28 protein-coding genes and 1 tRNA gene are annotated in these 25,951 nt (G+C 62.7%); 21 read left to right on the top strand and 8 right to left on the bottom strand.

The features are described from left to right. The first annotated feature begins 171 nt into the window (after nucleotides 1–171). From kdsD to CI15_RS08050, 11 genes are all read left to right on the top strand, one after another. Nucleotides 172–1,155: an arabinose 5-phosphate isomerase KdsD gene (gene kdsD / locus CI15_RS08100; protein WP_062125993.1), complete on the top strand. Its 984-nt coding sequence runs from the start codon at nucleotides 172–174 to the stop codon at nucleotides 1,153–1,155. Next, nucleotides 1,155–1,715 carry a KdsC family phosphatase gene (locus tag CI15_RS08095; protein ID WP_062125990.1) on the top strand — a complete coding sequence of 187 codons (561 nt, stop codon included), beginning with the start codon at nucleotides 1,155–1,157 and terminating at the stop codon, nucleotides 1,713–1,715. Before kdsD ends, CI15_RS08095 begins: the two co-directional genes overlap by 1 nt. After that, nucleotides 1,712–2,299, top strand: coding sequence for an LPS export ABC transporter periplasmic protein LptC (gene lptC, locus CI15_RS08090; protein ID WP_062125987.1), 588 nt, complete (start codon nucleotides 1,712–1,714; stop codon nucleotides 2,297–2,299). Before CI15_RS08095 ends, lptC begins: the two co-directional genes overlap by 4 nt. Before the next feature lie 39 nt (nucleotides 2,300–2,338). Then, complete coding sequence (gene lptA, locus CI15_RS08085; protein ID WP_062125984.1) at nucleotides 2,339–3,010, top strand: lipopolysaccharide transport periplasmic protein LptA; 672 nt, start codon at nucleotides 2,339–2,341, stop codon at nucleotides 3,008–3,010. Nucleotides 3,011–3,027: 17 nt separating this feature from the next. Further along, nucleotides 3,028–3,804 (top strand): LPS export ABC transporter ATP-binding protein, encoded by a 777-nt coding sequence (gene lptB, locus CI15_RS08080; protein WP_153041085.1) that lies wholly within the window; start codon nucleotides 3,028–3,030, stop codon nucleotides 3,802–3,804. Nucleotides 3,805–3,994: 190 nt separating this feature from the next. Beyond that, nucleotides 3,995–5,512 carry an RNA polymerase factor sigma-54 gene (locus tag CI15_RS08075; protein ID WP_062125978.1) on the top strand — a complete coding sequence of 506 codons (1,518 nt, stop codon included), beginning with the start codon at nucleotides 3,995–3,997 and terminating at the stop codon, nucleotides 5,510–5,512. 170 nt (nucleotides 5,513–5,682) lie between these two features. Next, entirely contained in the window at nucleotides 5,683–6,039 is a 357-nt protein-coding gene (gene hpf, locus CI15_RS08070) for a ribosome hibernation-promoting factor, HPF/YfiA family (RefSeq protein WP_027199628.1), read from the top strand. Between the two features lie 341 nt (nucleotides 6,040–6,380). Continuing rightward, nucleotides 6,381–6,896 carry a PTS sugar transporter subunit IIA gene (locus tag CI15_RS08065; protein ID WP_075643673.1) on the top strand — a complete coding sequence of 172 codons (516 nt, stop codon included), beginning with the start codon at nucleotides 6,381–6,383 and terminating at the stop codon, nucleotides 6,894–6,896. Nucleotides 6,897–6,976: 80 nt separating this feature from the next. After that, a complete protein-coding gene (gene hprK / locus CI15_RS08060; RefSeq protein ID WP_008921706.1) occupies nucleotides 6,977–7,945 on the top strand; it encodes an HPr(Ser) kinase/phosphatase in 969 nt (322 codons plus the stop codon). A 97-nt stretch (nucleotides 7,946–8,042) separates the two neighbouring features. Then, complete coding sequence (gene rapZ / locus CI15_RS08055; protein ID WP_062126188.1) at nucleotides 8,043–8,936, top strand: RNase adapter RapZ; 894 nt, start codon at nucleotides 8,043–8,045, stop codon at nucleotides 8,934–8,936. A gap of 39 nt (nucleotides 8,937–8,975) precedes the next feature. After that, nucleotides 8,976–9,611 carry an LON peptidase substrate-binding domain-containing protein gene (locus tag CI15_RS08050; protein ID WP_062125975.1) on the top strand — a complete coding sequence of 212 codons (636 nt, stop codon included), beginning with the start codon at nucleotides 8,976–8,978 and terminating at the stop codon, nucleotides 9,609–9,611. Nucleotides 9,612–9,671: 60 nt separating this feature from the next. Here the strand turns inward: CI15_RS08050 and mutY are convergent, their stop codons facing one another. After that, complete coding sequence (mutY, locus tag CI15_RS08045) at nucleotides 9,672–10,805, bottom strand: A/G-specific adenine glycosylase (RefSeq protein WP_174543207.1); 1,134 nt, start codon at nucleotides 10,803–10,805, stop codon at nucleotides 9,672–9,674. 7 nt (nucleotides 10,806–10,812) lie between these two features. Beyond that, complete coding sequence (mutM, locus tag CI15_RS08040) at nucleotides 10,813–11,643, bottom strand: bifunctional DNA-formamidopyrimidine glycosylase/DNA-(apurinic or apyrimidinic site) lyase (protein WP_062125969.1); 831 nt, start codon at nucleotides 11,641–11,643, stop codon at nucleotides 10,813–10,815. An 87-nt stretch (nucleotides 11,644–11,730) separates the two neighbouring features. Here mutM and CI15_RS08035 point away from each other — a divergent pair, with 87 nt between their 5' ends. The 8 genes from CI15_RS08035 (at nucleotide 11,731) to hisC (ending at nucleotide 18,991) form a co-directional block, all read left to right on the top strand. Continuing rightward, a complete protein-coding gene (locus tag CI15_RS08035) occupies nucleotides 11,731–13,572 on the top strand; it encodes a tetratricopeptide repeat protein (protein WP_062125966.1) in 1,842 nt (613 codons plus the stop codon). Next, the gene (gene lolB, locus CI15_RS08030; protein ID WP_062125963.1) at nucleotides 13,572–14,204 is read left to right on the top strand and encodes a lipoprotein insertase outer membrane protein LolB; all 633 of its coding nucleotides are present in this window, start codon (nucleotides 13,572–13,574) and stop codon (nucleotides 14,202–14,204) included. The genes CI15_RS08035 and lolB overlap by 1 nt, the downstream gene beginning before the upstream one ends. Nucleotides 14,205–14,293: 89 nt before the next feature. Next, entirely contained in the window at nucleotides 14,294–15,175 is an 882-nt protein-coding gene (gene ispE / locus CI15_RS08025) for a 4-(cytidine 5'-diphospho)-2-C-methyl-D-erythritol kinase (protein WP_062125960.1), read from the top strand. A 52-nt stretch (nucleotides 15,176–15,227) separates the two neighbouring features. Further along, nucleotides 15,228–15,304, top strand: a tRNA-Gln gene (locus CI15_RS08020). Between the two features lie 63 nt (nucleotides 15,305–15,367). After that, nucleotides 15,368–16,324 carry a ribose-phosphate pyrophosphokinase gene (locus CI15_RS08015; protein WP_062125957.1) on the top strand — a complete coding sequence of 319 codons (957 nt, stop codon included), beginning with the start codon at nucleotides 15,368–15,370 and terminating at the stop codon, nucleotides 16,322–16,324. A 163-nt stretch (nucleotides 16,325–16,487) separates the two neighbouring features. Further along, complete coding sequence (locus CI15_RS08010; protein ID WP_062125955.1) at nucleotides 16,488–17,105, top strand: 50S ribosomal protein L25/general stress protein Ctc; 618 nt, start codon at nucleotides 16,488–16,490, stop codon at nucleotides 17,103–17,105. A 150-nt stretch (nucleotides 17,106–17,255) separates the two neighbouring features. Continuing rightward, nucleotides 17,256–17,861 (top strand): aminoacyl-tRNA hydrolase, encoded by a 606-nt coding sequence (pth, locus tag CI15_RS08005; protein WP_062125952.1) that lies wholly within the window; start codon nucleotides 17,256–17,258, stop codon nucleotides 17,859–17,861. Nucleotides 17,862–17,911: 50 nt separating this feature from the next. Continuing rightward, nucleotides 17,912–18,991 carry a histidinol-phosphate transaminase gene (hisC, locus tag CI15_RS08000; RefSeq protein ID WP_062125948.1) on the top strand — a complete coding sequence of 360 codons (1,080 nt, stop codon included), beginning with the start codon at nucleotides 17,912–17,914 and terminating at the stop codon, nucleotides 18,989–18,991. 76 nt (nucleotides 18,992–19,067) lie between these two features. Here the strand turns inward: hisC and CI15_RS07995 are convergent, their stop codons facing one another. Then, entirely contained in the window at nucleotides 19,068–19,325 is a 258-nt protein-coding gene (locus CI15_RS07995) for a YfhL family 4Fe-4S dicluster ferredoxin (protein WP_062125945.1), read from the bottom strand. A 113-nt stretch (nucleotides 19,326–19,438) separates the two neighbouring features. Further along, nucleotides 19,439–20,062, bottom strand: coding sequence for a hypothetical protein (locus CI15_RS07990; RefSeq protein ID WP_062125942.1), 624 nt, complete (start codon nucleotides 20,060–20,062; stop codon nucleotides 19,439–19,441). A gap of 1,179 nt (nucleotides 20,063–21,241) precedes the next feature. Here CI15_RS07990 and CI15_RS07985 point away from each other — a divergent pair. Continuing rightward, nucleotides 21,242–21,589: a hypothetical protein gene (locus CI15_RS07985; protein WP_062125939.1), complete on the top strand. Its 348-nt coding sequence runs from the start codon at nucleotides 21,242–21,244 to the stop codon at nucleotides 21,587–21,589. Nucleotides 21,590–21,806: 217 nt separating this feature from the next. On the opposite strand, the gene coaD is transcribed toward CI15_RS07985, so the two are convergent. Continuing rightward, complete coding sequence (gene coaD / locus CI15_RS07980; protein WP_062125937.1) at nucleotides 21,807–22,316, bottom strand: pantetheine-phosphate adenylyltransferase; 510 nt, start codon at nucleotides 22,314–22,316, stop codon at nucleotides 21,807–21,809. A gap of 108 nt (nucleotides 22,317–22,424) precedes the next feature. After that, the gene (rsmD, locus tag CI15_RS07975; RefSeq protein WP_062125934.1) at nucleotides 22,425–23,039 is read right to left on the bottom strand and encodes a 16S rRNA (guanine(966)-N(2))-methyltransferase RsmD; all 615 of its coding nucleotides are present in this window, start codon (nucleotides 23,037–23,039) and stop codon (nucleotides 22,425–22,427) included. Between the two features lie 250 nt (nucleotides 23,040–23,289). On the opposite strand from rsmD, the gene ftsY reads away from it, so the two are divergent. Then, nucleotides 23,290–24,444 carry a signal recognition particle-docking protein FtsY gene (gene ftsY, locus CI15_RS07970; protein ID WP_062125931.1) on the top strand — a complete coding sequence of 385 codons (1,155 nt, stop codon included), beginning with the start codon at nucleotides 23,290–23,292 and terminating at the stop codon, nucleotides 24,442–24,444. Between the two features lie 71 nt (nucleotides 24,445–24,515). Here the strand turns inward: ftsY and maiA are convergent, their stop codons facing one another. Beyond that, the gene (gene maiA / locus CI15_RS07965) at nucleotides 24,516–25,160 is read right to left on the bottom strand and encodes a maleylacetoacetate isomerase (RefSeq protein WP_062125928.1); all 645 of its coding nucleotides are present in this window, start codon (nucleotides 25,158–25,160) and stop codon (nucleotides 24,516–24,518) included. Between the two features lie 34 nt (nucleotides 25,161–25,194). Continuing rightward, entirely contained in the window at nucleotides 25,195–25,893 is a 699-nt protein-coding gene (locus CI15_RS07960; RefSeq protein ID WP_062125925.1) for a fumarylacetoacetate hydrolase family protein, read from the bottom strand. Between the last annotated feature and the right edge of the window lie 58 nt (nucleotides 25,894–25,951).

Below are 25,951 nucleotides of genomic sequence, written 5' to 3'. Positions count from 1 at the left end.
GTCAGCGGAACCGCGCACGAGAACGCCGTGCGACATGATTGATCGGGCCGGTAAAAAGCTGCTAAAGAACCGCAAAGCAGCTGCAAAAGAGATTATCGGGAGCCGATGAAGACAGCGGCTCGGCACAGCAGGCCCGGCGCGGCGAACAGGCGCCTTTGCTATACTCCGCGCATGATAGCGAAAATCAATGGCGACAGGGCACTCACGCTTGCTCGCGACGTGCTCGACATCGAAGCGGACGCCGTGCGCGCGCTTCGCGACCAGCTCGACGACAGTTTCGTCGGCGCGGTCGATTTCATCCTGGGTTGCCGTGGGCGCGTGGTCGTCTCCGGCATCGGAAAATCCGGCCACGTGGCCCGCAAACTCGCGGCCACGCTGGCCAGTACCGGCACGCCCGCGTTCTTCGTGCATCCCGCGGAAGCGAGCCACGGCGACCTCGGCATGGTCACCGCCGACGACGTATTCCTCGCGCTGTCCAATTCAGGCGAAACCGAGGAATTGATGGCGATCCTGCCGCTCATCAAGCGGATCGGCGCGAAGCTGATCGCGATGACGGGCCGTCCGGGCTCCAGCCTCGCGCAGCTCGCGGACGTCCATCTGAATTCCGCCGTCGCGAAGGAAGCCTGCCCGATGAATCTCGCCCCCACCGCCAGCACCACCGCCGCGCTCGCGCTCGGCGACGCGCTCGCGGTCGCGGTGCTCGACGCGCGCGGCTTCGGCCGCGACGACTTCGCGCGCTCGCATCCGGGCGGCGCGCTCGGCCGACGCCTGCTCACCTACGTGCGCGACGTCATGCGCACCGGCGACCAGTTGCCGCAGGTCAGGCCCGAGGCAACCGTCAGCGACGCCCTTTTCCAGTTGACCGCGAAGCGCATGGGCATGACCGCGATCGTCGACCAGGAAGGCCGTGTGACGGGCATCTTCACCGACGGCGACCTGCGCCGGGTGCTCGAACGCGACGGCGATTTCCGCCAGTTGCCGATCGCCTCGGTGATGACCGCCGGCCCGCGCACGATCGGTCCCGACCATCTCGCGGTCGAAGCCGTGGAACTGATGGAGCGCTATCGCATCAATCAGATGCTGGTCGTCGACGAAACGGGCACGCTGATCGGCGCGCTCAACATGCACGACCTGTTTTCGAAGAAGGTGATCTGATGACCGTGGCCCCTCCTACCGCTACTGAACGCGCAAGCCGCGTGAAGCTGATGATTTTCGACGTCGACGGCGTGCTGACCGACGGCGGTCTGCTGTTCACGGCGGAAGGCGACACGATGAAGGGCTTCAACTCGATGGACGGCCACGGCATGAAGCTGCTGCGCCAGGCCGGCATCGAAACGGCGATCATCACCGGGCGCCAGTCCGGCATCGTGGCGGCACGGGTAAAAGAAATGAACATCACGCACGTCTACCAGGGCGTGCAGGACAAGCCGGCGGCGTTCGCCGACCTGCTGCAGCAAACCGGCCTCACCGCCGAAGACTGCGGCTATATGGGCGACGACTGGGTCGATCTCGCGGTGATGCTGCGGGTCGGCTTCGCGGCCGCGCCGGCCAATTCGCATCCCGAGGTGATCGCACGCGCGCACTGGGTCAGCGAGGCACGCGGCGGCTACGGCGCGGCGCGCGAAGTGTGCGACACGCTGCTGCGCGCGCAGCACAAATATGAAGCACTGCTTGCGGCGGCGTGCAGCGGCGAGCAGCGAGGCCTCGTGGGATGAACCAGTTTCGCCTGACTTCACTGATCCCGCTCGTCGCGATGGCGGCACTCGCCGGCATCACGTGGTGGCTGCTGCAAGCCACGTTGCCGCGCACGAGCGATGACGAGGTGCGCCCGAAGGAGCACACGCCCGACTACTTCGCGGATAACTTTTCGGTGTCCGAACTCGACCAGTCGGGCGCGACGCAGTACCGGCTGACCGCGCAGTCGTTGATCCATTACGAGGACGACGAAATGAGCGACCTCGTCAAACCGGCGATGCGTGCGTTCCAGCCCGGCAAGCCGATCGTTACCGCGACCGGCGACACCGGCACGGTCAACGCGGACGCGTCGATCGTCAATCTGTACCAGAATGCGCGCATCCTGCGCGCACCCGGCGGCGGCGATCCGCAGATGCAAGCTGATTCCGAGCATTTCAGGGTCCTCGTCAACGACGATGTGATCGAGACTGAAAAGCCAGTTAAACTTCAGCGCGGCATGTCGGTGATGACTGCCAGCGGCATGAAATACAACAATGTCACCCGGTTTATGCAGCTGTTCGGCAATGTAAGAGGCGCAATCGCCGCGTCCGATTCCGGCCACTAACCCAGCGCATACCGGGTAATCCATTCCAGGCGTGACTGCATGAACGAATCGTTCCCCCGTTTTGAAACTGGCCGCTCGCGCGCGCTGTCCGCGTGCCGCGCCGGACTCGCCGCGCTCGTCGTCGCGCTGCCGCTCGTCGGCTTCGCGCCGCTCGCGCACGCGGACCGCGCCGATAAGGACAAGCCGCTGAACATCGAAGCGGACAACATGACTTACGACGACCTGCGGCAGGTCAGCATCTTTACCGGCCACGTGGTCGCCACCAAAGGCACGATCCTGATCAAGGCCGATCGTGTCGAGGTGTCGCAAGACGCGCAGGGCTACCAGTACGCGACCGGCATCTCGAGCGGCGGAAATCTGTCGTATTTCCGCCAGAAGCGCGAAGGCCTCGACGAGTACATCGAAGGCACGGCCATCCGTATCGACTACGACGGCAAGCAGGACCTGACCACGCTCACCACCAACGCGACGGTGCGCCGCCTGCAGGGCCTGACGACGCTGCTCGACCAGGTGCACGGCAGCGTGATCACCTACGACGGCCAGAACGACTTCTATACCGCGAAGGCGGGCAAGGACGTCGCCGGCCCGGGCAACCCGACCGGCCGCGTACGCGCGATGCTGGCGCCGCGTAACGGCGGCGCCGCGCCGCTGACCGGCGCGTCGGCCACGCTCGCGCCGTCCACCTCGATCCAGGGAGCGCCGAACCAGTGAGCACCGTCAGCAGCACAATCACGCCCCTCCCCCATCGCAAGCCGGCCGGCACCAGCAGCTCGCTGGTCGTGCGCAATCTGAAGAAGCGCTATGGCTCGCGCACGGTCGTCAAGGACGTGTCGCTCGACGTGAAGAGCGGCGAAGTGGTCGGCCTGCTCGGTCCGAACGGCGCGGGCAAGACCACCTCGTTCTACATGATCGTCGGCCTCGTGCCGCTCGACGCCGGTGAGATCGATCTGGACGGCAAGTCGATCAGCCTGCTGCCCATCCATAAGCGCGCATCGCTGGGCCTGTCGTATCTGCCGCAGGAAGCGTCGGTGTTCCGCAAATTGACCGTCGAGCAAAACATTCGCGCGGTGCTGGAATTGCAGGTCGAGGAAAACGGCAAACGCCTCAGCAAAGAGGCGATTACATCACGCACCGAAGCGCTGCTCGACGAACTCCAGATCGCGCATCTGCGTGATAATCCGGCGTTGTCGCTGTCCGGCGGCGAGCGTCGTCGGGTTGAAATTGCACGCGCGCTGGCAACCAACCCGAGCTTCATTCTGCTCGACGAACCGTTTGCCGGCGTCGATCCGATCGCGGTGCTGGAAATCCAGAAAATCGTCAAGTTTTTGAAGCAACGCAATATCGGCGTCCTGATTACCGACCACAACGTGCGCGAGACGCTCGGCATCTGCGATCACGCGTACATCATCAGCGACGGTAGCGTGCTGGCCGCCGGCGCGCCCAGCGACATCATCGAAAACGAGAGCGTGCGGCGCGTCTATCTCGGCGAGCACTTCCGCATGTAAGCACACACGGCGAACCCGGCCTCGCGAACGCGCGCGGCCGGGTTCGCCGTTTTTTCGGCACCCGCACATCCGTTTTCCCGCGGCGCAGGCTGGCACCGTGCGGCGCGCCAATTGGCGCATACCCGTAAATTGCGTGTGCCGCAAGGTATCGCGGTCGTGGCAAACTCTCTACAATGAATCTCAACTTGCCATGAAAGCCAGCCTCCAACTCCGCCTATCGCAGCATCTTGCGCTGACGCCGCAACTGCAACAGTCTATCCGGCTGCTGCAGTTGTCGACGCTCGAATTGCAGCAGGAAGTCGCCATGGCGATCTCGCAAAACCCGCTCCTCGAAAACGAAGACGAGTGGATAGCGAGCCCATTGCGGGTGGCGGGCGACGGTTCCGTGATTGCCCAGACACCGGGCTCCTCCGCGCCGGTCGATCCGATGTCCAGCAACGGCTCGGCATCGTCGGAGGGCAACGGCGAGCGCGCCGAAAGCGGCGATCCGCAGAGTGTCGACGAATACAACGGCCTCGCGGGCGACGGCGGCGGCGACTCGTCGCAGTGGAACCTCGACGACTATGGCCGCTCCGGGAACGCGTCGGACGACGACGACCTGCCTCCGCTGCAAATCCACGAATCGAGCACGTCGCTGCGCGACCACCTGATGGCGCAACTACGCGTCACCCAGGCGAGCCAGCGCGACCGCGCGCTCATCACCTTCCTGATCGAATCGCTCGACGACGATGGCTATCTCGCCGCCACGCTAGAAGAAGTGTTGGCCGACCTGCCGGAAGAACTCGAGGTCGATCTCGACGAACTGAACGCCGCGCTTGCACTGCTGCACAGCTTCGACCCCCCTGGCGTCGGCGGGCGCTCCGCCTCTGAATGTCTGAAGCTGCAATTGCTGCGGCTCGACCCATCGCCCACGCGCACGCTTGCGCTAGACATTGTCGGCCATTACCTGGAGCTGCTCGCCGCGCGCGATTTCACGCGCCTGCGCAAGCACCTGAAGGCCAACGATGACGATTTGCGCGATGCGCATGTGCTGATCCGCTCGCTCGAACCATTTCCGGGCGCAGCCTACGGCAAGGCCGAAGCGGACTACGTGGTGCCCGACATCATGGTGCGCAAAACGGCACAGGGTTGGCAGGCGGAACTGAATCCCGAGGTGGTGCCGAAGCTGCGTATCAACCATCTGTATGCGAATATTCTGCGCAATAACCGCGGCGATCCGGGCAGCGGTTCGTTGCGCCAGCAACTTCAGGAAGCACGCTGGCTGATCAAAAATATCCAGCAGCGTTTCGAGACGATCCTGCGGGTTGCGCAGGCAATTGTCGAGCGTCAGAAGAGCTTTTTCGTGCACGGCGAAATTGCCATGCGCCCCTTGGTTTTGCGGGAAATAGCTGATACGCTGGGCCTACACGAGTCGACTGTCTCGCGTGTGACAACCGGTAAATACATGCTGACCCCATTCGGGACGCTGGAATTCAAGTTCTTTTTCGGCTCACACGTTTCGACGGACACCGGCGGCGCGGCCTCCTCCACGGCCATTCGCGCGCTGATCAAACAACTGATAGGAGCGGAAAACCCGAAATCGCCACTTTCAGACAGTCGCATAGCCGAACTGCTGGCGGAACAGGGCTTCGTGGTCGCACGACGTACCGTTGCGAAATACCGTGAGGCGCTCAAAATCCCGGCAGTCAACCTGCGCAAGTCTCTGTAGCCCGCCGCGTTTTGCAGCGGGCATTTACCGGCCGCTCCGCACCTGGCGGACAGGTCGGCCGATGCGACCTGCCAGATGTCCGTCACCGGGGGGCGACACAGGCAAGCCGTCAGATCGACCGGACCTTTGTCAATGTGCGGACCAAGCGGCCATTAGCTTGGAGAAGCACTATGAATCTCAAGATCAGTGGACACCACCTCGAAGTAACGCCTGCGTTGCGCGAATACGTGATCACCAAACTGGATAGGGTGCTAAGACATTTCGATCAGGTCATCGACGGCAGTGTGGTCCTCTCGGTCGACAACCACAAGGAAAAGGACAAGCGTCAAAAGGTGGAAATCAACCTCCATCTGAAGGGTAAGGATATCTTCGTCGAGAGTTGTGACAGCGATTTGTACGCTGCGATCGATCTGATGATCGACAAGCTCGACAGGCAGGTGATACGCCACAAGGATCGTCTGCAAGGCCATCAGCACGAAGCGATCAAGTATCAGCCGGCGCCGCAGCTGGACGTGCCGCCGCAATAGGAGAAATTAGAGGAAACTCCTCATTTCGCCTGAGCTAGTCAAACCGCCCGCGATCGGGCGGTTTTTCGTTTCGGCACAGATTTTCCGCTCAACGCCGACCCGCCTCGCCGAGGCCGATTCCAACCAATCCGGCAGACGATTGCGCAGCGCGACATGCGCCGCGCCGCAACCGGTGAAAAACCTGATATGCATAGATGGCGCGCCGCACCATCGGCTGTCACCCTGATCTATAATGTTCCGGTTACCATCGGGGTCAAGCCAGCTCTGATGAAGAACGGTCGACCGAAGTCTCATGTTCTTGCGCTCGACTCTCACCGTCCGTCTTCACCAGCATCGAACGAATGGAACGCCACTCAACCGCCCCGGTGGGGAGAATCCAGGCCACGTTTTCGCCTGCCAAAATGAATCGTTTAGCCAAATTTCTTCCCCTCGAGAACGTCGTCATCGGACTATCGGTCACCAGCAAGAAACGCGTGTTCGAGCAAGCGGGCCTGATCTTCGAGAACCAGAACGGCATCGCCCGCAGTACCGTCACAGACAATCTTTTTGCGCGAGAACGACTCGGCTCGACCGGGCTCGGCGAAGGCGTCGCGATTCCGCATGGGCGGATCAAGGGCCTCAAGCAACCGCTCGCCGCATTCGTCAGACTCGCCGAACCCATCCCCTTCGAAGCGCCGGACGGCCAGCCGGTCTCGCTGCTGATCTTCCTGCTCGTCCCCGAACAGGCCACTCAACAGCACCTCGAAATTCTTTCCGAGATCGCGCAGTTGCTGTCCGATCGCGACGCCCGCGAGCGGCTGCACACGGAAGAAGACCGCGAATCGTTGCATCGCCTGCTCACTCAGTGGCAACCTTGATGCAACGGCCGCAGTAATCCGTAAGCGCGCACGCACGCAGATAGGGCCCGGCAAGCGGCTCACACTGGAGTCACTGACTCATGGATACGTCCAGCATCAACGCCCAAAGCATTTTCGACGACAACGCTGCCATGCTGAAGCTCAGCTGGCTCACGGGGCATGAAGGCTGGGAGCGCGGCTTTTCTTCGGAATCGGTCGCCAATGCCACCTCGAGCGCCGACCTCGTCGGCCACCTGAACCTGATCCACCCGAACCGGATCCAGGTGCTCGGCGACGCTGAAATCGACTACTACAAGCGTCAGACCGACGAAGACCGCTCGCGCCACATGGCCGAGCTGATCGCGCTGGAGCCGCCGTTTCTCGTCGTCGCGGGCGGAGTCGCGGCGCCGCCGGAGCTGGTGCTGCGCTGCACGCGCTCCTCGACGCCGCTGTTCACGACGCCCACTTCGGCAGCCGCGGTGATCGATAGCCTGCGTCTTTACATGTCGCGCATTCTCGCGCCGCGCGCGACGCTGCACGGCGTGTTTCTCGACATCCTCGGCATGGGCGTGCTGCTGACCGGCGACTCGGGTCTGGGCAAGAGCGAACTCGGCCTCGAGCTGATCAGCCGCGGCCACGGTCTCGTCGCCGACGACGCGGTCGACTTCGTGCGCCTCGGCCCGGACTTCGTCGAAGGCCGCTGCCCGCCGCTGCTGCAGAACCTGCTCGAAGTGCGCGGCCTCGGTCTGCTCGACATCAAGACCATCTTCGGCGAAACGGCGGTCCGCCGGAAAATGAAGCTGAAGCTGATCGTGCAACTGGTGCGGCGCCCCGACGGCGAATTCCAGCGGCTGCCGCTCGAAAGCCAGACCGTCGACGTGCTCGGCCTGCCGATCAGCAAGGTCACGATCCAGGTGGCCGCGGGCCGCAACCTCGCGGTGCTGGTCGAAGCGGCCGTGCGCAATACGATTCTGCAGTTGCGCGGTATCGACACGCTGCGCGATTTCATGGATCGGCAACGTCTCGCCATGCAGGATCCCGATAGCCAGTTTCCCGGCAAACTGATTTAAGCTGGCCGCAGCGCCATGAGGCACCCGCAGAAGGCAGGCCGCGGGCGCGCGCATGGAGACCAGATGCTATGATGAAATCTACGCTTTCGACGACTCCATGCGCATAATCCTGATCACCGGTATCTCCGGCTCCGGCAAATCGGTTGCCCTGAACGCGCTTGAAGACGTAGGCTATTACTGCGTCGACAACCTGCCCCCGCGTTTTCTGCAGCAACTCGCCACCTACCTCGCTGAAGACGGCCAGGACCGTCTCGCGGTCGCGATCGACGCGCGCTCCGGTTCGTCGCTTGACGAAATGCCCGCGATGATCCGCGAGCTCAAACGCTCGCACGACGTGCGCGTGTTGTTCCTGAGCGCGAGTACGCAGTCGCTGATTCAACGCTTTTCCGAAACGCGCCGGCGCCACCCGCTGTCCGGCTCGCCCGCGCACGACGCGGACGTGGGCCTGCTCACATCGCTCGCCGAAGCGATCGAGCGCGAGCGCGAACTGGTCGCGGGCCTGGCTGAATTCGGCCATCAGATCGACACCAGCAATCTGCGCGCGAACGTGCTGCGCGCCTGGGTCAAGCGCTTCATCGAGCAGGAGGACGCGGGGCTCGTGCTGATGTTCGAGTCGTTCGGCTTCAAGCGCGGCATACCGCTCGACGCGGATTTCGTATTCGACGTACGCACGCTGCCGAACCCATACTACGATCATGAATTGAGGCCGCTCACCGGCCTCGACAAACCGGTGATGGATTTTCTCGATGCGCAGCCGGTCGTCCACGAGATGATCGACGACATCGAGAAGTATCTGTCCAAGTGGCTGCCGCATTTCCGCGACGACAATCGCAGCTACCTGACTGTCGCAATCGGTTGTACGGGCGGCCAGCACCGCTCGGTATTCATCGCGGAGACGCTTGCCGCGCGTCTCGCTACATCGGCGAATGTGATTGTGCGGCACCGCGATGCGCCGGTCGACGTCGGCGAATCATCGAAGCTGGTGGCTTAACCGGCCGCATTGCGCGGCCTTAACCCGAAGCGTTGCGCCATGTCCTCTACGCCTACTGTGTACGCCGATTTGCCGCTGTTTCCGCTGCATACGGTGCTGTTTCCCGATGGCTTGCTGCCGCTCAAGATCTTCGAAGCGCGCTACCTCGACATGGCGCGCGACTGTCTGCGCGAAAAAACGCCGTTCGGTGTGTGCATGCTGAAAAGCGGCGCCGAAGTCGCGCGCGAGGAAGAACCCTCGGTACCTGAAACGATCGGCTGTCTTGCCGAAATCGACGAGTGCGACGTCGAGGCGTTCGGCATGCTGCTGATTCGCGCGCGCGGCACGAAGCGCTTTCGTCTGCTGTCGCATCGCGTCGAACCGAGCGGCCTGCTGGTCGGCATGGCCGAGCCGCTCGCCGACGACATGCCGCTCGAAGGCAACGTGCTGTTGGCCAAGTTCGGCGCGTGCGCGGAAGTGCTCGAGCGGATCATCGCGACAATCCGCGAACGCGATCCGGACAGCCTGCCGTTCGCGGAACCGTTCCGGCTCGAGGATCCATCGTGGGTGTCGAACCGTCTCGCCGAGGTGCTCCCGATCGCGTTGCGCGCGCGGCAAAAGCTGATGGAACTGACCGATGCCGGCGCGCGCATCGACGTCGTGCATCACTACATGCAGCAGCATCAGTTGCTGTGAAGTCGTGAGGGCGGCCACGCACAACAGACCTTGCGCACGCAGCGCCGCCGATCCCTCCCGTTAGATCAACGAACCATGCAGGCTGGTGAGCAGCTTGCGCACTGGCGCCGGCACGCCGAACGAATCCAGATCGTCGAGCGCGACCCATGCTGTGTCGGCATCATTGAGCGCGGCCAATGCGCCGACACCGCGATCGAACGCGGCGAGCCGCGGTTCGATATCGAGCTTGAAATGCGTGAACACATGCGAAAACGGCGCAAGCGCTGACACTTCGCCGTCGCTGCCGAACGCCCGCGCCCTTTCGGCCAGCGATGCCTCGTCGGCAGCTTCGGGCAGACTCCACAGACCGCCCCAGATCCCCGACGGCGGACGCCGCTCCAGCATCACCGCATTGCCGTCGCGCAGCACCAGCATCCAAGTGCGGCGCGTCGGCACCGCTTTCTTCGGCCGCGCGGTCGGCAGTTCGCGTTGGCGTCCGGTGACGTTGGCGACGCAGTCGGGCGCAAACGGGCAGCGCGCGCAATCGGGCTTGCCGCGCACGCACAAGGTCGCGCCGAGATCCATCAAGCCCTGCGTATACCCGCTGACCTCCGCGTTCGACGCATTCGACGGCAGCAGCGATTCCGCGAGCGTCCACATCGCGTTCTCGACTTTCTTCTCGCCCGGAAAACCTTCCACGCCGAAGACGCGCGCAAGCACGCGCTTCACATTGCCGTCGAGAATCGTCGCGCGCGCGCCGAACGCGAACGATGCGATCGCCGCGGCGGTCGAGCGGCCGATCCCGGGCAACTCGGCGAGTTCATCGACCGACGCCGGAAACGCCCCGCCATGCCGCTCGACGACGACCTGCGCGCAGCGATGCAGATTGCGCGCCCGCGTGTAATAGCCGAGGCCGGCCCACAGCGCCATCACATCATCGGACGGCGCGGCGGCGAGCGCGGCGACATCCGGAAAGCGCGCGAGAAACTTCGCGTAGTACGGAATCACCGTCGACACCTGGGTCTGCTGCAGCATGATTTCGGACAGCCAGATGCGATACGGATCGCGTGTGTTCTGCCACGGCAGATCGTGGCGGCCATGCTGGCGCTGCCACGCGATCAGGCGCGCGGAGAAATCGGGCATCGGCGCAAATGCGGGCGTGGCGTCGGACGCGCTGGCGCGCGCGCGGGTCGTTGGAGTCAGGCGGGAAGGCATCGAGAATCTAGCGCTGGCAGGTGGGGCAGAAGTACGTGGAGCGTTGTCCCTGCACGATCTGTTTGATTGGCGTTCCACACACGCGGCATGGCAGGCCCGCGCGATCATAGACGAAGTAGTCGAGCTGGAAATAGCCGCTTTCGCCGTCGCTGCCGACGAAATCGCGCAACGTGCTGCCGCCCTTGTCGATCGCGGCGGCGAGCGTTAAGCGCACGGCATCGGCCAACAGTTCATAACGCACGAGCGACACGCGACCCGCCGCGGTGGTCGGCCGGATGCCCGCGCGAAAGAGACTCTCCGACGCGTAGATATTCCCCACGCCGACGACGATGTCTCCCGCCAGCAGCGCCTGCTTCACCGACACCTTGCGCCCACGCGTCAACCGATGCATCAGCGCGCCGGAAAACGCCGGGGAGAAAGGCTCGACGCCAAGGCTCGCAAGCAGCGGATGGTCGAGAATGTCGCCCGCTTCGCGCGGGTGCCACAGCACCGCGCCGAAGCGCCGCGGGTCGCGATAGCGCAGGATGAAGTCGTCGAAGATCCAGTCGACGTGATCGTGCTTCGCCGCGACCGGCGGATGCGGCACATGACGCAGCACGCGCAGTGTTCCCGTCATGCCGAGGTGCACGATGAACCACCCCGCGTCGATTTCGAACAGCAGATACTTGCCGCGCCGCTCGACCTTGCGTACCACGTGACCGCGCAAGGTTTTCGCAAGGTCCGCCGGAATCGGCCAGCGCAGCGCGGCCGTCCGCACTTCGACACGCTCAACCTTGCGCCCGCACACATACGGTTCGATCCCTCGTCGGGTAACCTCGACTTCTGGCAACTCTGGCATGGCTGATTGGTCTGCTACTTGCGTGAGTGGTTGTGCGCGTATTGTAGCGAGCGCGTTACAATCGACCGAAACATTGAACGGATTTCCATGAACGTGTCCTTCGTGAAGCTGCTTTCAAAGCGCCGCGCGCGCGTGTCCAACGTGCCGCTCACCGGGTCCGCTCGCCGGCTGCTCGGCGCTGCCGCGCTCGCATTGTGGGCGCTGGCCGCCATGCCCGCGCATGCGCAGGACCCGTCGCCGGATTCCGACGACACGTCGGTCACGATGCCCGACCCGCTCGGTCCGGCATCAGCCGAAGACGAAAAGTCGCTGCCCGGCGTACCGCTGTCGAGCCAGATCGTCTTCCAGGTGCTGGCCGCCGAAATCGCGCTGCAGCGCGACCAGCCGGCACCGGCCTATCAGACCTACCTCGCGCTCACACGCGACACGCACGACCCGCGCATGGCGCAACGCGCCACCGAAATCGCGCTGGCCGCTCAGAGCCCGTCGGACGCACTGGCCGCCGCGCAGCTGTGGCAACAGTACGCGCCCAGTTCGGAACGTGCCGCGCAGATCGACGCGTCGCTGCTCGTGCTGTCGGGCAAGCCCGACGACGCGGCACCGATCCTGTCGCAAGAACTCGCGAAGGTGCCTGAAGAAAGTCGCGGCAGCGCGATCCTCGCGCTGCAGTTGCTGCTGTCGCGCGGACCGAACCGTGTCGGTGGCCTGCACGTCTTGCAGGATCTGCTGAAGAACGACATGAATCGGCCGGAAGCGCTGCTGGCCGTCGCGCGCCAGCAGATGCTGGCCGACGACGCCCCGGGTGCGCGCAAGTCGCTCGAACAGGCGCTCACGATCAAACCCGACTATCTGCCGGCCGCGCTGATGCTGTCGCAGATGGGCCCCGAGGAGCGCAAGGAAGGCATTGCGTCGCTCGAAAAGTACGTGCAGCAGAATCCGAAATCGCATGACGCGCGGCTCGCGCTCGCGCAGATGTATCTTGCGAGCGACCGTCTCGACGACGCGCAAAAGCAGTTCGAGATCATGCGTAAGGCCAACGCGAACGACCTGACGCCGTTGATGGCGCTCGCGCTGATCAAGATCCAGCAGAAGAATTTCGCCGAAGCGCAAACGTATCTGACGCAGTACGCGCAGCAAGCCGAGAAGACGCCGGGCGCCGATGCGGGTCAGGCCTACATCTATCTCGCGCAGCTTTCGCTCGAACAGAAGAATGAAGCGGCCGCGAGCGACTGGCTGAACAAGATCTCGCCGGCGAGCCAGCAATACATGGCCGCGCAGATCACACGGGCGCAACTGCTCGCGAAACAGGGCAAGACCGACGCGGCACGCCAGTTGCTCGCCAATCTGCAGACCTCCGATCCACGTGACGTGGCGCTGATTGCGCGCACCGACGCGGCGATCCTGTTCGACGCGAAACGCTATTCCGAAGCGGAAGAGCGCCTGCAACAAGCCACGGCGAACTTCCCTGACGATCCCGATCTCACGTACGACTATGCGATGGCCGCCGAGAAAACCGGCCATTTCGACGTCATGGAAGCGCAACTGCGCAAGTTGATCCAGACCCAGCCGGACAATCCACAAGCGTACAACGCGCTCGGCTACTCGCTCGCCGATCGCAACCAGCGCCTGCCGGAGGCGGACAAGCTGGTCGAGAAGGCATCGGCGCTTGCACCGAACGATGCGTTCATCATGGATAGCGTGGGCTGGGTCAAGTACCGCATGGGCGATACGGCCGATGCGATCAAGCTGCTGCGCAAGGCGTACAGCCTCCAGCCGAACGCCGAGATCGGCGCGCATCTCGGCGAAGTGCTGTGGAAGGCAGGCGAGCAGGATCAGGCTCGCGCCGCCTTCCGCGAGGCGCGCAAGCTCGAACCCGACAACGAGACTCTCGTCAAAACGCTGCAACGTCTTCAGGTAAACGATCTTTGATGCGTCTTTCCCGTTTGATTTCTTTTCCCAGCGCGCCGCGCAGCATGGCGCTTGGTTTCGCAGCGGCAGCGGTTGTCGCACTGGCGGGCTGTGCTTCGGTGAAACCTCAGGGGCCGTCCACGTCGAACGCCGCGACCGAACTCACCGCGCAGACGAGCCGCTCGTATCAAGGCCGCTTCGCGGTCCAGTACAACGACCAGAACGGTCAGCAGCGCAACGCCTACGGCAATTTCTCGTGGCAGGAAAGAGGCGATACCGTCACGCTGCAATTGCGCAATCCGCTCGGCCAGACGTTGGCCATCGTGACTTCGTCACCAGCCTCGGCCACGCTCGAGTTGCCGAATCGCCCGCCGCTCACCGCCGATAACGTGTCGACGCTGATGCAGAACGCGCTTGGCTTCGCGCTGCCGGTCGAGGGGCTGCGCTACTGGTTGCAGCCGTCGCCGGCGCCGACGTCGCGTGCCACGACCGAGAAGGATCCGGACCAGCCTTCGCACCTGAAGCAGATCACCCAGGACGGCTGGACGATCGACTATCTCGCGTATGCCGATGCGCCAGCCACGGGCGTCAAGCGGCTCAATCTGAGCCGCTCGGAGCCGCCGCTCGACATCAAGCTCGTCCTGGATCAGTGAGTCGTCCTTGCTGGGGCTTCTGCCCCGGCATCCGCTCACCTAAACTTGCTACCCGTTTGGCGCCACGGTGGCGCATGTAGCCTTTACTCATGATCGAAACAACCGATTCGCTGCGCGACTGCCTCGCGCCAGCGAAACTCAATCTCTTCCTGCACATCACCGGCCGTCGGCCGGATGGTTATCACACGCTGCAAACGGTCTTCCAGTTGCTCGATTGGGGCGACACGCTGCACTTCACGCGACGCGCCGACGGTCTCATCACGCGCCGCACGGAAATCGCCAACGTGCCGCCCGAGCACGACCTGACCGTACGTGCCGCGACGCTGCTGAAGGCCCATACGGGCTCGCGCGAAGGCGTCGATATCGAAATCGACAAGCGCCTGCCGATGGGCGCCGGCCTCGGCGGCGGCAGCTCCGACGCCGCGACGACGCTGCTCGCACTCAATCGCCTATGGAAGCTCAACCTGCCGCGTCAAGAGTTGCAGGATCTTGCGTTGAAGCTCGGTGCGGACGTGCCTTTCTTTGTCTTTGGAAAAAATGCGTTCGCAGAGGGTGTCGGAGAGGCTTTATACGTTGTACAATTGCCGCCGCGTTACTTCCTGGTAGTGACGCCGAGGGTGCAGGTTCCAACTGCAGCGATTTTTTCCGAAAAAGCGTTGACAAGAGATACAAAGCCCCTCATAATTACGGACTTTCCTGCAGAACACAGCTGCAACACTGAATGGCCAGAAAGTTTCGGCCGGAATGACATGCAGCAGGTTGTCGTAGGAAAGTACGCGGAAGTAGCGCAAGTGTTGCGGTGGTTTGAAAACGTCGCGCCAGCGCGGATGTCCGGATCGGGTGCCAGTGTTTTTGCAGCGTTCCGTAGCAAAGCTGAAGCAGAAGCGGCGCAAGCCAAACTGCCGAGCGAATGGAACAGCGCAGTAGCAGCGGGCCTGGATCAGCATCCACTCTTTGCTTTCGCGTCATAAGTTTTGCATCGTCGAACGAAACTCCACGTTCGGCGGAGCTCAAAGTTAGTGTAGGGGAGTCGCCAAGCTGGTTAAGGCACCGGATTTTGATTCCGGCATGCAAAGGTTCGAATCCTTTCTCCCCTGCCAAAAATTCTCGTAGTTCGCTGTAGTTCAAATTTCTCTCCCGCCCCAGCCTGAAGTAGGTGCACGATGAGCAGCCATGACGGCCTGATGGTATTTACTGGCAACGCAAATCCCGCGCTTGCTCAGGAAGTCGTCAAAAATCTCGGTATTCCCCTCGGCAAAGCAATGGTTAGCCGTTTCTCGGACGGTGAAATCCAGGTCGAGATTCAGGAAAACGTGCGCGGCAAGGATGTCTTCGTCCTGCAATCCACGTGTGCACCGACGAACGACAATCTGATGGAACTGATGATCATGGTCGATGCGCTCAAGCGCGCATCCGCAGGCCGGATCACCGCAGCCATCCCCTATTTCGGCTATGCCCGTCAGGATCGTCGCCCGCGTTCGGCGCGGGTCGCCATCTCGGCGAAGGTCGTGGCGAACATGCTGGAAATCGCCGGCGTCGAGCGGATCATCACGATGGATCTGCACGCCGACCAGATTCAAGGCTTCTTCGACATCCCGGTCGACAACATCTACGCAACGCCCGTGTTGCTCGGCGATCTGCGCAAGCAGAACTACGAGAACCTGCTTGTCGTTTCGCCGGACGTCGGCGGCGTGGTGCGCGCCCGTGCATTGGCCAAGCAGCTCAATTGCGATCTCGCGATCATCGACAAGCGTCGCCCGAAGGCGAACGTCGCCGAAGTGATGAACATCATCGGTGAAGTTGAAGGTCGCACCTGCGTGATCATGGACGACATGGTCGACACGGCAGGCACGCTGTGCAAGGCCGCGCAGGTTCTGAAGGAACGCGGCGCGAAACAGGTGTTCGCGTACGCCACTCACCCGGTTCTGTCGGGCGGCGCCGGCGAGCGTATCGCCGCTTCCGCGCTCGACGAACTCGTGGTCACTGACACGATCCCGCTCGGCGAAGAAGCCCGTTCGTGTGCGAAGATCCGCTCGCTGACCAGCGCTGGCCTGCTCGCCGAAACGTTCTCGCGCATCCGCCGCGGCGATTCGGTGATGTCGCTATTCGCTGAAAGCTAAGCATTTGCGAAGACGCCGCGTAGCGCTTGATGCGACACGCGGCGTTTTTGCACAATCGGCATGAACGAACGAAGGTTCGTGCCGCTATCCCGGGCCTCAGCCATTACGGCTTCGAGGCCCTGTTTTTACTGCCTGGTCGCGGGCAGTGCATTGGAGATTCAACATGAAAGTAGTCGCTTTCGAGCGTTCACAGCAAGGTACGGGTGCGAGCCGCCGCCTGCGTAACTCGGGCAAGACCCCGGGTATCGTTTATGGCGCGGATGCTGACACGCAACTGATCGAACTCGATCACAACGCCCTGTGGCACGCGCTGAAGAAAGAAGTGTTCCACTCGTCGATCCTCGACCTGGAAGTGGCAGGCAAGTCGCAACAGGTTCTGCTGCGCGACGTGCAATATCACCCGTTCCGTCAGATCGTGCTGCACGTGGACTTCCAGCGCGTCGACGCAAAGAAGAAGCTGCACACCAAGGTGCCGCTGCACTTCATGAACCAGGAATCCAACCCGGCAGTGAAGCTGTCGAGCGCGGTGATCTCGCACGTCATCAATGAGCTCGAAATCGAGTGCCTGCCGTCGGCACTGCCGGAGTTCATCGAAGTCGACCTCGCGAAGATCGAAGCAGGTCAATCGGTTCACGCGAAGGACATCCCGCTGCCGGCAGGTGTCGCGCTCGTCGCTCACGTCGACGCGGAAAACCCGGTGGTCGCTGCTGCAACGATCCCGGCTGGCGCAGTTGCTGAAGACGCTGCTGCTGCTGAAGGCGGCGAAACGCCGGCTGCCTAAGAGCCTTCCGGTTCGAAGCAAGCAATCCTCTCGATCCGTTTCCGATGAAACGGTCGATGTGACCCGCCGAGGTTCGCCCTGGCGGGTTTTTTTTCGGCTTTTTTTAGTCCGGCTGCGTTTCACCTCCGGACCTGGTGGACTCACGCAATCATGATCAAGCTGATCGTCGGGCTCGGCAATCCGGGCGCCGAATACACCGCGACGCGTCACAACGCCGGCTTCTGGCTGGTCGATCAACTCGCGCGAGAGGCTGGCACGACGCTGCGCGACGAGCGGCGCTTCCACGGCTTTTACGCGAAGGCGCGGCTGCACGGCGAAGAAGTGCATCTGCTCGAGCCGCAGACCTATATGAACCGCTCGGGACAATCGGTCGTCGCGGTTGCCCAGTTCTTCAAGATCCTGCCCGACGAGATTCTCGTTGCGCACGACGAACTCGACATGCCGCCCGGCAGCGTCAAGCTGAAACTCGGCGGCGGCAGCGGCGGGCATAATGGGCTGAAGGACATCACTGCGCATTTGTCGTCGCAGCAATACTGGCGGCTACGGATCGGCATCGGCCATCCGCGCGATCTGATTCCCGAAAGCGCGCGTGCCGGCGCAAAGCCGGACGTCGCGAACTATGTGCTGAAGCCGCCGCGGCGCGAAGAGCAGGAGGTCATCGACGCGTCGATCGAGCGTGCGCTCGCGGTGATGCCGCAAATCATCAAGGGCGAGCTCGAACGCGCGATGATGCAACTGCATCGCAACAACAGCTGACGCGCGCCACACTCACCGACACCCGCAACCGACCTCGCGAGGAGAATCGCTTGAGCCGCTACTGGAGCGATATCGTTCACCGTCTGACGCCGTATGTGCCCGGCGAGCAGCCCGCGCTCGCGCATCCGGTGAAGCTGAACACCAACGAGAATCCGTACCCGCCGTCGCCGCGCGTGCTCGACGCGATCCGCCGCGAGCTCGGCGAAACGGCCGATGCACTGCGCCGTTATCCCGATCCAAGCGCGCGCAAGCTGCGCGAAACGGTCGCGGCGTATCACGGTATCCGCGCCGAGCAGGTGTTCGCGGGCAACGGCTCGGACGAAGTGCTCGCGCTGACGTTCCAGGCTTTGCTCAAGCACGACAAGCCGCTGCTGTTCCCGGACATCACGTACAGCTTCTATCCGACCTACGCGAAGCTCTTCGAGGTCGACTACCGGACCATTCCGCTCGACGAAAGCTTCGCGATCAACGTCGACGACTACACGGTGCCCAACGGCGGCATCCTGTTTCCGAATCCGAACGCGCCGACCGGTCGGCCGCTGCCGCTCGCGGAGATCGAACGCCTCGTCGCGAGTCAGCCTGATTCCGTCGTGGTGATCGACGAAGCGTATGTCGATTTCGGTGCCGAGTCGGCGATCGCGCTGATCGGCCGCTATCCGAATCTGCTCGTCGTGCAGACCGTGTCGAAGTCGCGTTCACTCGCCGGCATGCGCGTGGGCTTTGCGTTCGGCGATCCTGCGCTGATCGATGCACTCAATCGTGTGAAGGACAGCTTCAATTCGTACCCGCTCGACCGCCTCGCGCAAGCCGCGGCCACCGCCGCCTATGAAGACGACGCGTGGTTTCGCGAATGCTGCGCGAAGGTGATCGCGAGCCGCGAGCGGCTCGCGGCGGAATTGACCGCGCTCGGCTTCGACGTGGTGCCGTCGGCCGCGAATCTGCTGTTCGCGCGACATGAAGGGTACGACGCGGCGACACTCGCGTCGCGGCTGCGAGAGAAGGAGATTTTCGTGCGTCATTTCAACGCGCCGCGTATCGACCAGCATTTGCGGATCTCGATCGGCACCGACGCCGAATGCGAAATCTTGCTCAGCGCGCTGCGCGGCATTTTCAGCGCGTACGTCGGTTAACCGAAGCGCCACCGCAAGAAAAAACGGCGAAGGCCCGCAAGCCTTCGCCGTTTTCTTTTACGCGCCACCCGCGAATTCAGGCGCCCTTGGCGGCCTGCAACGCGTGATATTTCGCCATCAATCCTTCGGGCGTTTCGAGGTGGTTCGGGTCACGCGGGATGCACTCCACCGGACACACCTGAATGCACTGCGGCTCGTCGAAATGACCGACGCACTCGGTGCACTTCTTCGGGTCGATCACATAGATCTCCGTGCCCATCGAAATTGCGTCGTTCGGGCACTCGGGCTCGCAGACGTCGCAATTGATGCACTCGTCGGTAATCATCAGGGCCATGCTGCCACCAACTTTCCTAAACAAAACAACACATTATAGCTTTTCGGCTCCCCGCACGCTCGTGCGAACTTGCCCGAGGATGCGCAGTGCCGACGCTCCTCCACGCTCGATCGTCATCCCTTCGCCAATTGGTTGGTGTAGGCACTGTCCAACGCCGCCTGAATGCTAAACATGCGATTCGAAAGGCGGGACTTGCCCGGCTGTTTCGGCAACAACGCGAGGATCCCCTTCATCGCATACAGCATGATCAGCGCGCCGGTCAAATCGCCCACGAACATGGTGAAGAAGCTATCGAACCAGTTCTTCGTCGCACCGGTCAGCGCGAACCACACGTGATGAAACAGCGGATTGGCGATCGAATAGGCGACAGCCAGGACAAGAAGCCGTTTCGGCGTCAGGTTCGACAGTGATGCACGCAGATCGTAGTACTCGAGCGCAAGCCGGTAGACCAGATACGGTGCAAGAGACCCAAGGAAAGCGCCTGCGATTGCACGCACCGGGTCATGCGGAAACCAGTAAAGAAAGTCGGTAATCAGGCCGGCAAGCAGCAGGCCGATTGCACCATCGAACCCGAGCAGCAACGTACCGAGAAGCCGAACACCAGACGGCAGGTAAATCCAGTTGACGCCCCGCACGAACGACGTGTACGCAAACACCTCCTGATTGATCCACAGCGACACCAAAAACGCGATCAGGGTTCCGGTGATCGACCAGACATGCAAACGTAAGCTAGACATTGCGGTAAGCCATCCTCTGTTGCTTTTGTCGAATGGATCATAGCGTGACCGTATGCCGTTCCGCGAGCACAAGCGACTGGCTTTCGCTCAAAACCGTGACCGCGCTAACGCAAATAGTTCCACCGGCATCCTAAAGTTCTGCGCGACGCGACCGACAATCCACGTATAGCTTTATGTCGGCCTCGACAAGAAGGCGGAGCCACGTCGATATCGATATATTTTTTATAGCGATTGACTCGAGAGAACAGGCTGGAATGGAACGCACTGTCCGGACGAATCGATGGGCATCAGCATGTCGGCCGGCAGAACCCGCGTCTGCTCCGTGGCTCGCGTGCTATCCGTACTTTCGGGATGCATTGCTAGGCAGCGAGACAACGTTGGGGGCGCTTCCTGATTTCGTGAGGCGTACTGCGTTAGAAAGATTAGGTGGGCCCGATTATTCATCCGTGCCCCGTTCAGTACTCGATGAAGTTCGCGCCTCTTACCTAGAACTTCGTTGCACGCGTGTAGCGGAAGAAGTGCGTCGATACCTATCCAATACCGACGACACCCTGACAGCGTCACGCGGCTCTACGGACGCGCTTGAAGTTCTCGCGGCGGAAATGCCGCGGGTGTTGGTTCCGCCCGTCGCTCGTCCCCCTTGTCTGCTGAGTTCCGGCAAAGGGATATTCCTCGGCGGATGGGCACGCTTTGTCGCGTACTGGTACCGCAGAGATCCAACGATTCCGGTACTCGCGGTCGACTGGCCGATCCTCTACGAGCACGTGGCGCGCTACCGCCTCCGCATACCGACCGACGATCGCCCTATCATACGGATTCCATAGTGACGCTATTCAAGCGCAGTACTTGCCAATTTGCAGCCTTATCGTTATAGTTTTTGTAACAGCCAGAACCTGAGAGAAATGGTGGGCGTGGGCAGCAAGGGCCCACGCCCAACCTCAAGCAGAAAACCGGAGAGCGGCGAGACCCGTTCACACGTCGGACGAACTCGGCGTGCGTGAAGACTTCCTGATTGATCCGGAGCGACAACACGAACGCGATGGCCGTGCCCGCGACCTGGAGGAAATGCAACCGTAATCCAGACGTGAAGATAAAATAGAGATAACCCATTGTCGCTGGGTAGTATCACAGTCCGCTTTCCACGCTCAGGTGAGCGGTGTTCTCGTTGGAGCGATGGTCATGGCCCGCCCTGCTGATATCTATCTTCGATTTCTTCAACTGACCGAAGCACTGCGAGGCCTCCCCTCACTTCCCGCGCTCGATCCTCTCGAAGAAAAAATCCTGGAGTTCGTTGCTCGCATGCGGCAAAAAAACGAACGGCTCTCGGTTCGAGACATGATGGCCCAAAGTGAGCTCGGGTCGCCGGCGACCTTGCACGCCCGCATCACTTCAATGCGCGAGAAGGGTTGGCTTCTGCTCAACGACACCGAGGACGCTCGTCGCAAACAGGTCGAACTCACGCCTGCCGCCCTCCGACACTTCGACAAACTTGCCGAGGCGTTCGCCAAGGCGGCGAAGGGAAGTTGACATTACTCTGCGTCGATTGAGCCTGCACCGGCTGGCTGGCTCGAAAAAGCCTCTCATTCGCCGCGTCGCACATTCTCGTTGACCGAAGATTGCGCCGCTTGATTGACGCAGACCAACCGATACACTCGTTGCAAGTCACCGAGGTCGTACGATCCCGCCGGCTGCCCGACGCGGCCGGTTCTGATGCGTCAAAACCGGCCGTTCGCGCGTTTCAGGCTCAGGTCCCCTGAGCGCCGTCCTGCGGATCCAGCGACGCGACCTTCTCCTTCAGCCATTTTTCGACCGACGGGAATACGAACTTGCTGACGTCGCCGCCCAGTTGCGCGATCTCGCGCACGATCGTGCCCGAGATGAACTGATACTGATCGGACGGCGTCATGAACATCGTCTCGACGTCGGGCAGCAGATAGCGGTTCATGCCCGCCATCTGAAACTCATACTCGAAGTCCGACACCGCGCGCAGGCCCCTGACGATCACCCGCGCGTTGTTGGTCCGCACGAAGTCCTTGAGGAGCCCCTTGAAGCTCATCACCTGAACATTCGGGTAGTGGCCGAGCACCTCATGCGCAATCGCGAGGCGCTCCTGGAGCGTGAAAAATGGCTTCTTGGCGCGGCTGTCGGCCACACCGACCACCAGCGTGTCGAAAATGCTCGACGCGCGCCGAACGAGGTCTTCGTGACCGCGCGTCAGCGGGTCGAACGTGCCCGGGTACACGGCGACTACCATGAGACTTCTCCTCTCTTCAGACAAAAGCGCACATCAAAGCGTCCACGCGACGCAATCGACACCGGACGTGCTGACGATAAGCCGCCCGGCCCTTTTTTGGAACGCGCATTATTCCTTATTTTCGCGTTGCAGCAAATGAAAGTGGACAGCGCCTGCCTTACCCTGCCGCACCACCTCCCATCCCGAGAGCGACTCGTGAGCGGCCGGTTCGAGTGCTTCGCCGGACTCGACGTATAGATAGCCGTCGGCACGCACGAGCCGCACGGTCACCGCAAGCGCCCTGCCGAGCAGGTCGGCATCGAACGGTGGATCGAGGAATACGACGTCGAACGAACTGGGTGCGAGACTCGCCGCAAGACGCAGGCCATCGGCTTCGGCGATTTCGATCATGCGTGCCTCCAACCGCTGCTGGTTCGCACGCAACTGGCCCGCGGCACGCGCATGGCGCTCCACCATCAGCACGCGAGCAGCGCCGCGCGACGCGGCCTCGAAGCCGAGCGCGCCGCTACCGGCGAACAGATCGAGGCAGTGCTGGCCGTCCAGCCGCTGGCCGAGCCAGTTGAACAGCGTTTCACGGACGCGATCGGGCGTCGGGCGCAAACCGTCCAGATCGAGCACGGGCAGTGGCGTGCGTTTCCAGTCGCCGCCGATGATGCGAATGGCATGCGGCTTGCCGCTTTTGGACGAAGCGCCGGCGGCGCGAGAAGGTGCTAAGCGAGGCATGCAGTATCGTGCAGTTTCAGCTAGGTGATGAACACGCCCGCGACGCCGATGCGCGCGGGCCGGAGCGCCCACGTTACCACAGGGGCAGCGGGCGTCCAGCCTGGCCAGGCGGCTGATACGCGGCGCCGCGGCACGCCTGATAAAATGTGCGGCTGCCAGCGCCACGCCTTCTCGCATCCCGGCGCTGCCCACCGCTTCGCCGGTCCCGTGCCGGCTGCGCGCATCGGCGCGCTCTCCCATACGCCAGATCATGTTCAGCTTTTTCAAACGATTCAAGGGTTCGAAAGAGTCCGATACCGCCGCAGACGAATCGCTGGCGGCGCAAGACGGCGCAACGGCCGAGGCCGAGCCGGTCGAAGCCGCTGGGCCTGTCGAACCCGCTGCGCCTGCCGCGGCTGCCGTTCCGCCTGTGGCCACGACCATCATCGAGCCGCAACCCGAGCCGCAAGCCGTCGCGCTCGGCACCGTTGAAATCGTCCCGCCGCCCGTCCAGGACGCCGGTGCCAAGCGCTCGTGGCTCACACGCCTGAAGAGCGGCCTTTCGAAGACCAGTTCGAACCTGACCGGGATTTTCGTCGGCACGAAGATCGACGAGGACCTGTACGAGGAACTCGAAGCCGCGCTGCTGATGTCGGACGCCGGCGTCGAGGCGACGGAGTTCCTGCTCGAAGCACTGCGTGAGAAAGTGCGCAGCGAGCGCCTGACGGACCCGCAACAGGTCAAGACCGCGCTGCGCACGCTGCTCGTCGAGCTGCTGAAGCCGCTCGAACAATCGCTGATGCTCGGCCGCGCGCAGCCGCTCGTGATGATGATCGCCGGCGTCAACGGCGCGGGCAAAACCACCAGCATCGGCAAGCTGGCGAAGCATCTGCAGAGCTTCGACCAGTCGGTGCTGCTCGCCGCCGGCGACACGTTCCGCGCCGCCGCGCGCGAGCAGCTCGCCGTCTGGGGCCAGCGCAACAACGTGACCGTGGTCGCGCAAGAAAGCGGCGATCCGGCGGCGGTGATCTTCGACGCGGTCGGCGCCGCGCGAGCGCGCAAAATCGACGTGATGATGGCCGACACGGCCGGCCGTCTGCCTACTCAGTTGCATCTGATGGAAGAGTTGCGCAAGGTCAAGCGCGTGATCGGCAAGGCGCAGGACGGTGCGCCGCACGAGGTGCTGCTGGTCATCGACGCCAACACCGGCCAGAACGCACTCACCCAGGTCAAGGCTTTCGACGACGCGCTCGGCCTCACCGGCCTGATCGTCACCAAGCTCGACGGCACCGCGAAGGGCGGCATCCTGGCGGCAATCGCGCGGCAGCGACCGATTCCGGTGTATTTCATCGGTGTCGGCGAAAAGGTCGAGGATCTGCAGCCGTTCAGCGCGGAGGAGTTTTCGGACGCGCTGCTGGGCGGCTGATCGAGGCGGACCAAAGAGAAAGGGCACTCCGTGGAGTGCCCTTTTTTTCGTTTCAAGCCAACGTCACACGCTCACTCCGCATCGGGCTGCACGCCCGGCGCCGCGCGCGCGAACGCGTCGAGCTGCATCGCGTGATCGTAGATGCGCTGGATCGTCGGAAACTTCGCCGAATCGACCTTGAAGCGCTGCGCGTTGAACACCTGCGGGATCAGGCACGCGTCGGCGACGGTCGGTGTGTCGCCGAAACACAGCTTGCCGGTGCGCGCGTCGCTCGCGAGATGCGCTTCCAGCGTCGCGAAGCCCGCGTCGATCCAATGCCGGTACCAGGCGTCCTTCGCGTCGTCGTCGAGACACAAAGTGTGCTTCAGATACCGCAGCACCCGCAAATTGTTCAGCGGATGAATCTCGCACGCGACTTGCAGCGCCACCGAGCGCACATAAGCGCGATCGAGCGGCGCCTTGGGCAGCAGCGGCGGTTCGGGATGCGTCTCCTCCAGATATTCGATGATCGCGAGCGACTGCGGCAACAGGTGGCTGCCATCGGCGAGCGTCGGCACGATGCCGTCCGCGTTGATCTTGCGGTAGTCGGGCTTCAGCTGCTCGCCACCGTCACGCACGAGGTGGACAGGCACGTAGTCGTACGGCAGGTTCTTCAGATTCAGCGCGATGCGCACGCGATACGACGCAGAGCTACGGAAATAGCTGTAGAGCTTCATGTTGTCTGCCTCCTCCACCTGCCCGCCAGCCACCTCAGACAACGCGAACGCTGAACTCACCGAGCCCGTCCACGCCGCCCTTCATCAGGTCGCCCTTCACGACCGCGCCGACGCCTTCTGGCGTGCCGGTGAAAATCAGGTCGCCGGGCCGCAGCTCGAACAGCGTCGACAGATACGCGATCGTCTCGGCCACCGACCAGATCAGCTGCGACACATCCGCGCGCTGCTTGTCCTCGCCATTCACCGACAGCCAGATCGCGCCCTTGCCGATATGACCCACCGTCGCGGCCGGATGGATCGGGCCGAGCGGCGCCGAGTGATCGAAGCCCTTGGCGGTATCCCACGGCCGGCCCATCTTCTTCGCTTCGCCCTGGAGGTCGCGGCGCGTCATGTCGAGACCGAGCGCGTAGCCGTAGACGTGCTCGAGCGCGCTGTCGACGGGGATATCCTTGCCGCCCTTGCCGATCGCCGCGACCATTTCCATTTCGAAGTGGACGTTCTTCGTCTGCGCCGGGTACGGGAACTCGCCGGTCGCACCCGGTGCTACGTAGACGATCGCATCGGCCGGTTTTGAGAAGAAGAACGGTGGTTCGCGGTCCGGGTCGTGCCCCATCTCGCGCGCATGCGCCTCGTAGTTTCGACCCACGCAGTAGATGCGCCGCACTGCGAATTGCTCGCCCGACCCCACGACCGGCACCGCGACCTGCGGTGCGGGTGCAAATACGTAACTCATCCCGTTCTCCGTTTTCCGATGGGCGCCGCCGAGGCGGCGAGAAAACATCGAGTTTAAC

This window comes from Paraburkholderia monticola (assembly GCF_001580545.1).
GTDB lineage: Bacteria > Pseudomonadota > Gammaproteobacteria > Burkholderiales > Burkholderiaceae > Paraburkholderia > Paraburkholderia monticola.
Note: the sequence above shows the minus strand (reverse complement) of the source record. Positions and strands in the feature narration are given on the sequence as shown.

Excerpts from the sequence above, each read along its gene's own strand:
- kdsD (WP_062125993.1), top strand. The coding sequence starts at position 172 with ATGATAGCGAAAATCAATGGCGACAGGGCACTCACGCTTGCTCGCGAC.
- CI15_RS08095 (WP_062125990.1), top strand. The coding sequence starts at position 1,155 with ATGACCGTGGCCCCTCCTACCGCTACTGAACGCGCAAGCCGCGTGAAG.
- lptC (WP_062125987.1), top strand. The coding sequence starts at position 1,712 with ATGAACCAGTTTCGCCTGACTTCACTGATCCCGCTCGTCGCGATGGCG.
- lptA (WP_062125984.1), top strand. The coding sequence starts at position 2,339 with ATGAACGAATCGTTCCCCCGTTTTGAAACTGGCCGCTCGCGCGCGCTG.
- CI15_RS08075 (WP_062125978.1), top strand. The coding sequence starts at position 3,995 with ATGAAAGCCAGCCTCCAACTCCGCCTATCGCAGCATCTTGCGCTGACG.
- hpf (WP_027199628.1), top strand. The coding sequence starts at position 5,683 with ATGAATCTCAAGATCAGTGGACACCACCTCGAAGTAACGCCTGCGTTG.
- CI15_RS08065 (WP_075643673.1), top strand. The coding sequence starts at position 6,381 with ATGGAACGCCACTCAACCGCCCCGGTGGGGAGAATCCAGGCCACGTTT.
- hprK (WP_008921706.1), top strand. The coding sequence starts at position 6,977 with ATGGATACGTCCAGCATCAACGCCCAAAGCATTTTCGACGACAACGCT.
- rapZ (WP_062126188.1), top strand. The coding sequence starts at position 8,043 with ATGCGCATAATCCTGATCACCGGTATCTCCGGCTCCGGCAAATCGGTT.
- CI15_RS08050 (WP_062125975.1), top strand. The coding sequence starts at position 8,976 with ATGTCCTCTACGCCTACTGTGTACGCCGATTTGCCGCTGTTTCCGCTG.
- mutY (WP_174543207.1), bottom strand. The coding sequence starts at position 10,805 with ATGCCTTCCCGCCTGACTCCAACGACCCGCGCGCGCGCCAGCGCGTCC.
- mutM (WP_062125969.1), bottom strand. The coding sequence starts at position 11,643 with ATGCCAGAGTTGCCAGAAGTCGAGGTTACCCGACGAGGGATCGAACCG.
- CI15_RS08035 (WP_062125966.1), top strand. The coding sequence starts at position 11,731 with ATGAACGTGTCCTTCGTGAAGCTGCTTTCAAAGCGCCGCGCGCGCGTG.
- lolB (WP_062125963.1), top strand. The coding sequence starts at position 13,572 with ATGCGTCTTTCCCGTTTGATTTCTTTTCCCAGCGCGCCGCGCAGCATG.
- ispE (WP_062125960.1), top strand. The coding sequence starts at position 14,294 with ATGATCGAAACAACCGATTCGCTGCGCGACTGCCTCGCGCCAGCGAAA.
- CI15_RS08015 (WP_062125957.1), top strand. The coding sequence starts at position 15,368 with ATGAGCAGCCATGACGGCCTGATGGTATTTACTGGCAACGCAAATCCC.
- CI15_RS08010 (WP_062125955.1), top strand. The coding sequence starts at position 16,488 with ATGAAAGTAGTCGCTTTCGAGCGTTCACAGCAAGGTACGGGTGCGAGC.
- pth (WP_062125952.1), top strand. The coding sequence starts at position 17,256 with ATGATCAAGCTGATCGTCGGGCTCGGCAATCCGGGCGCCGAATACACC.
- CI15_RS07995 (WP_062125945.1), bottom strand. The coding sequence starts at position 19,325 with ATGGCCCTGATGATTACCGACGAGTGCATCAATTGCGACGTCTGCGAG.
- CI15_RS07990 (WP_062125942.1), bottom strand. The coding sequence starts at position 20,062 with ATGTCTAGCTTACGTTTGCATGTCTGGTCGATCACCGGAACCCTGATC.
- CI15_RS07985 (WP_062125939.1), top strand. The coding sequence starts at position 21,242 with ATGGCCCGCCCTGCTGATATCTATCTTCGATTTCTTCAACTGACCGAA.
- coaD (WP_062125937.1), bottom strand. The coding sequence starts at position 22,316 with ATGGTAGTCGCCGTGTACCCGGGCACGTTCGACCCGCTGACGCGCGGT.
- rsmD (WP_062125934.1), bottom strand. The coding sequence starts at position 23,039 with ATGCCTCGCTTAGCACCTTCTCGCGCCGCCGGCGCTTCGTCCAAAAGC.
- ftsY (WP_062125931.1), top strand. The coding sequence starts at position 23,290 with ATGTTCAGCTTTTTCAAACGATTCAAGGGTTCGAAAGAGTCCGATACC.
- maiA (WP_062125928.1), bottom strand. The coding sequence starts at position 25,160 with ATGAAGCTCTACAGCTATTTCCGTAGCTCTGCGTCGTATCGCGTGCGC.
- CI15_RS07960 (WP_062125925.1), bottom strand. The coding sequence starts at position 25,893 with ATGAGTTACGTATTTGCACCCGCACCGCAGGTCGCGGTGCCGGTCGTG.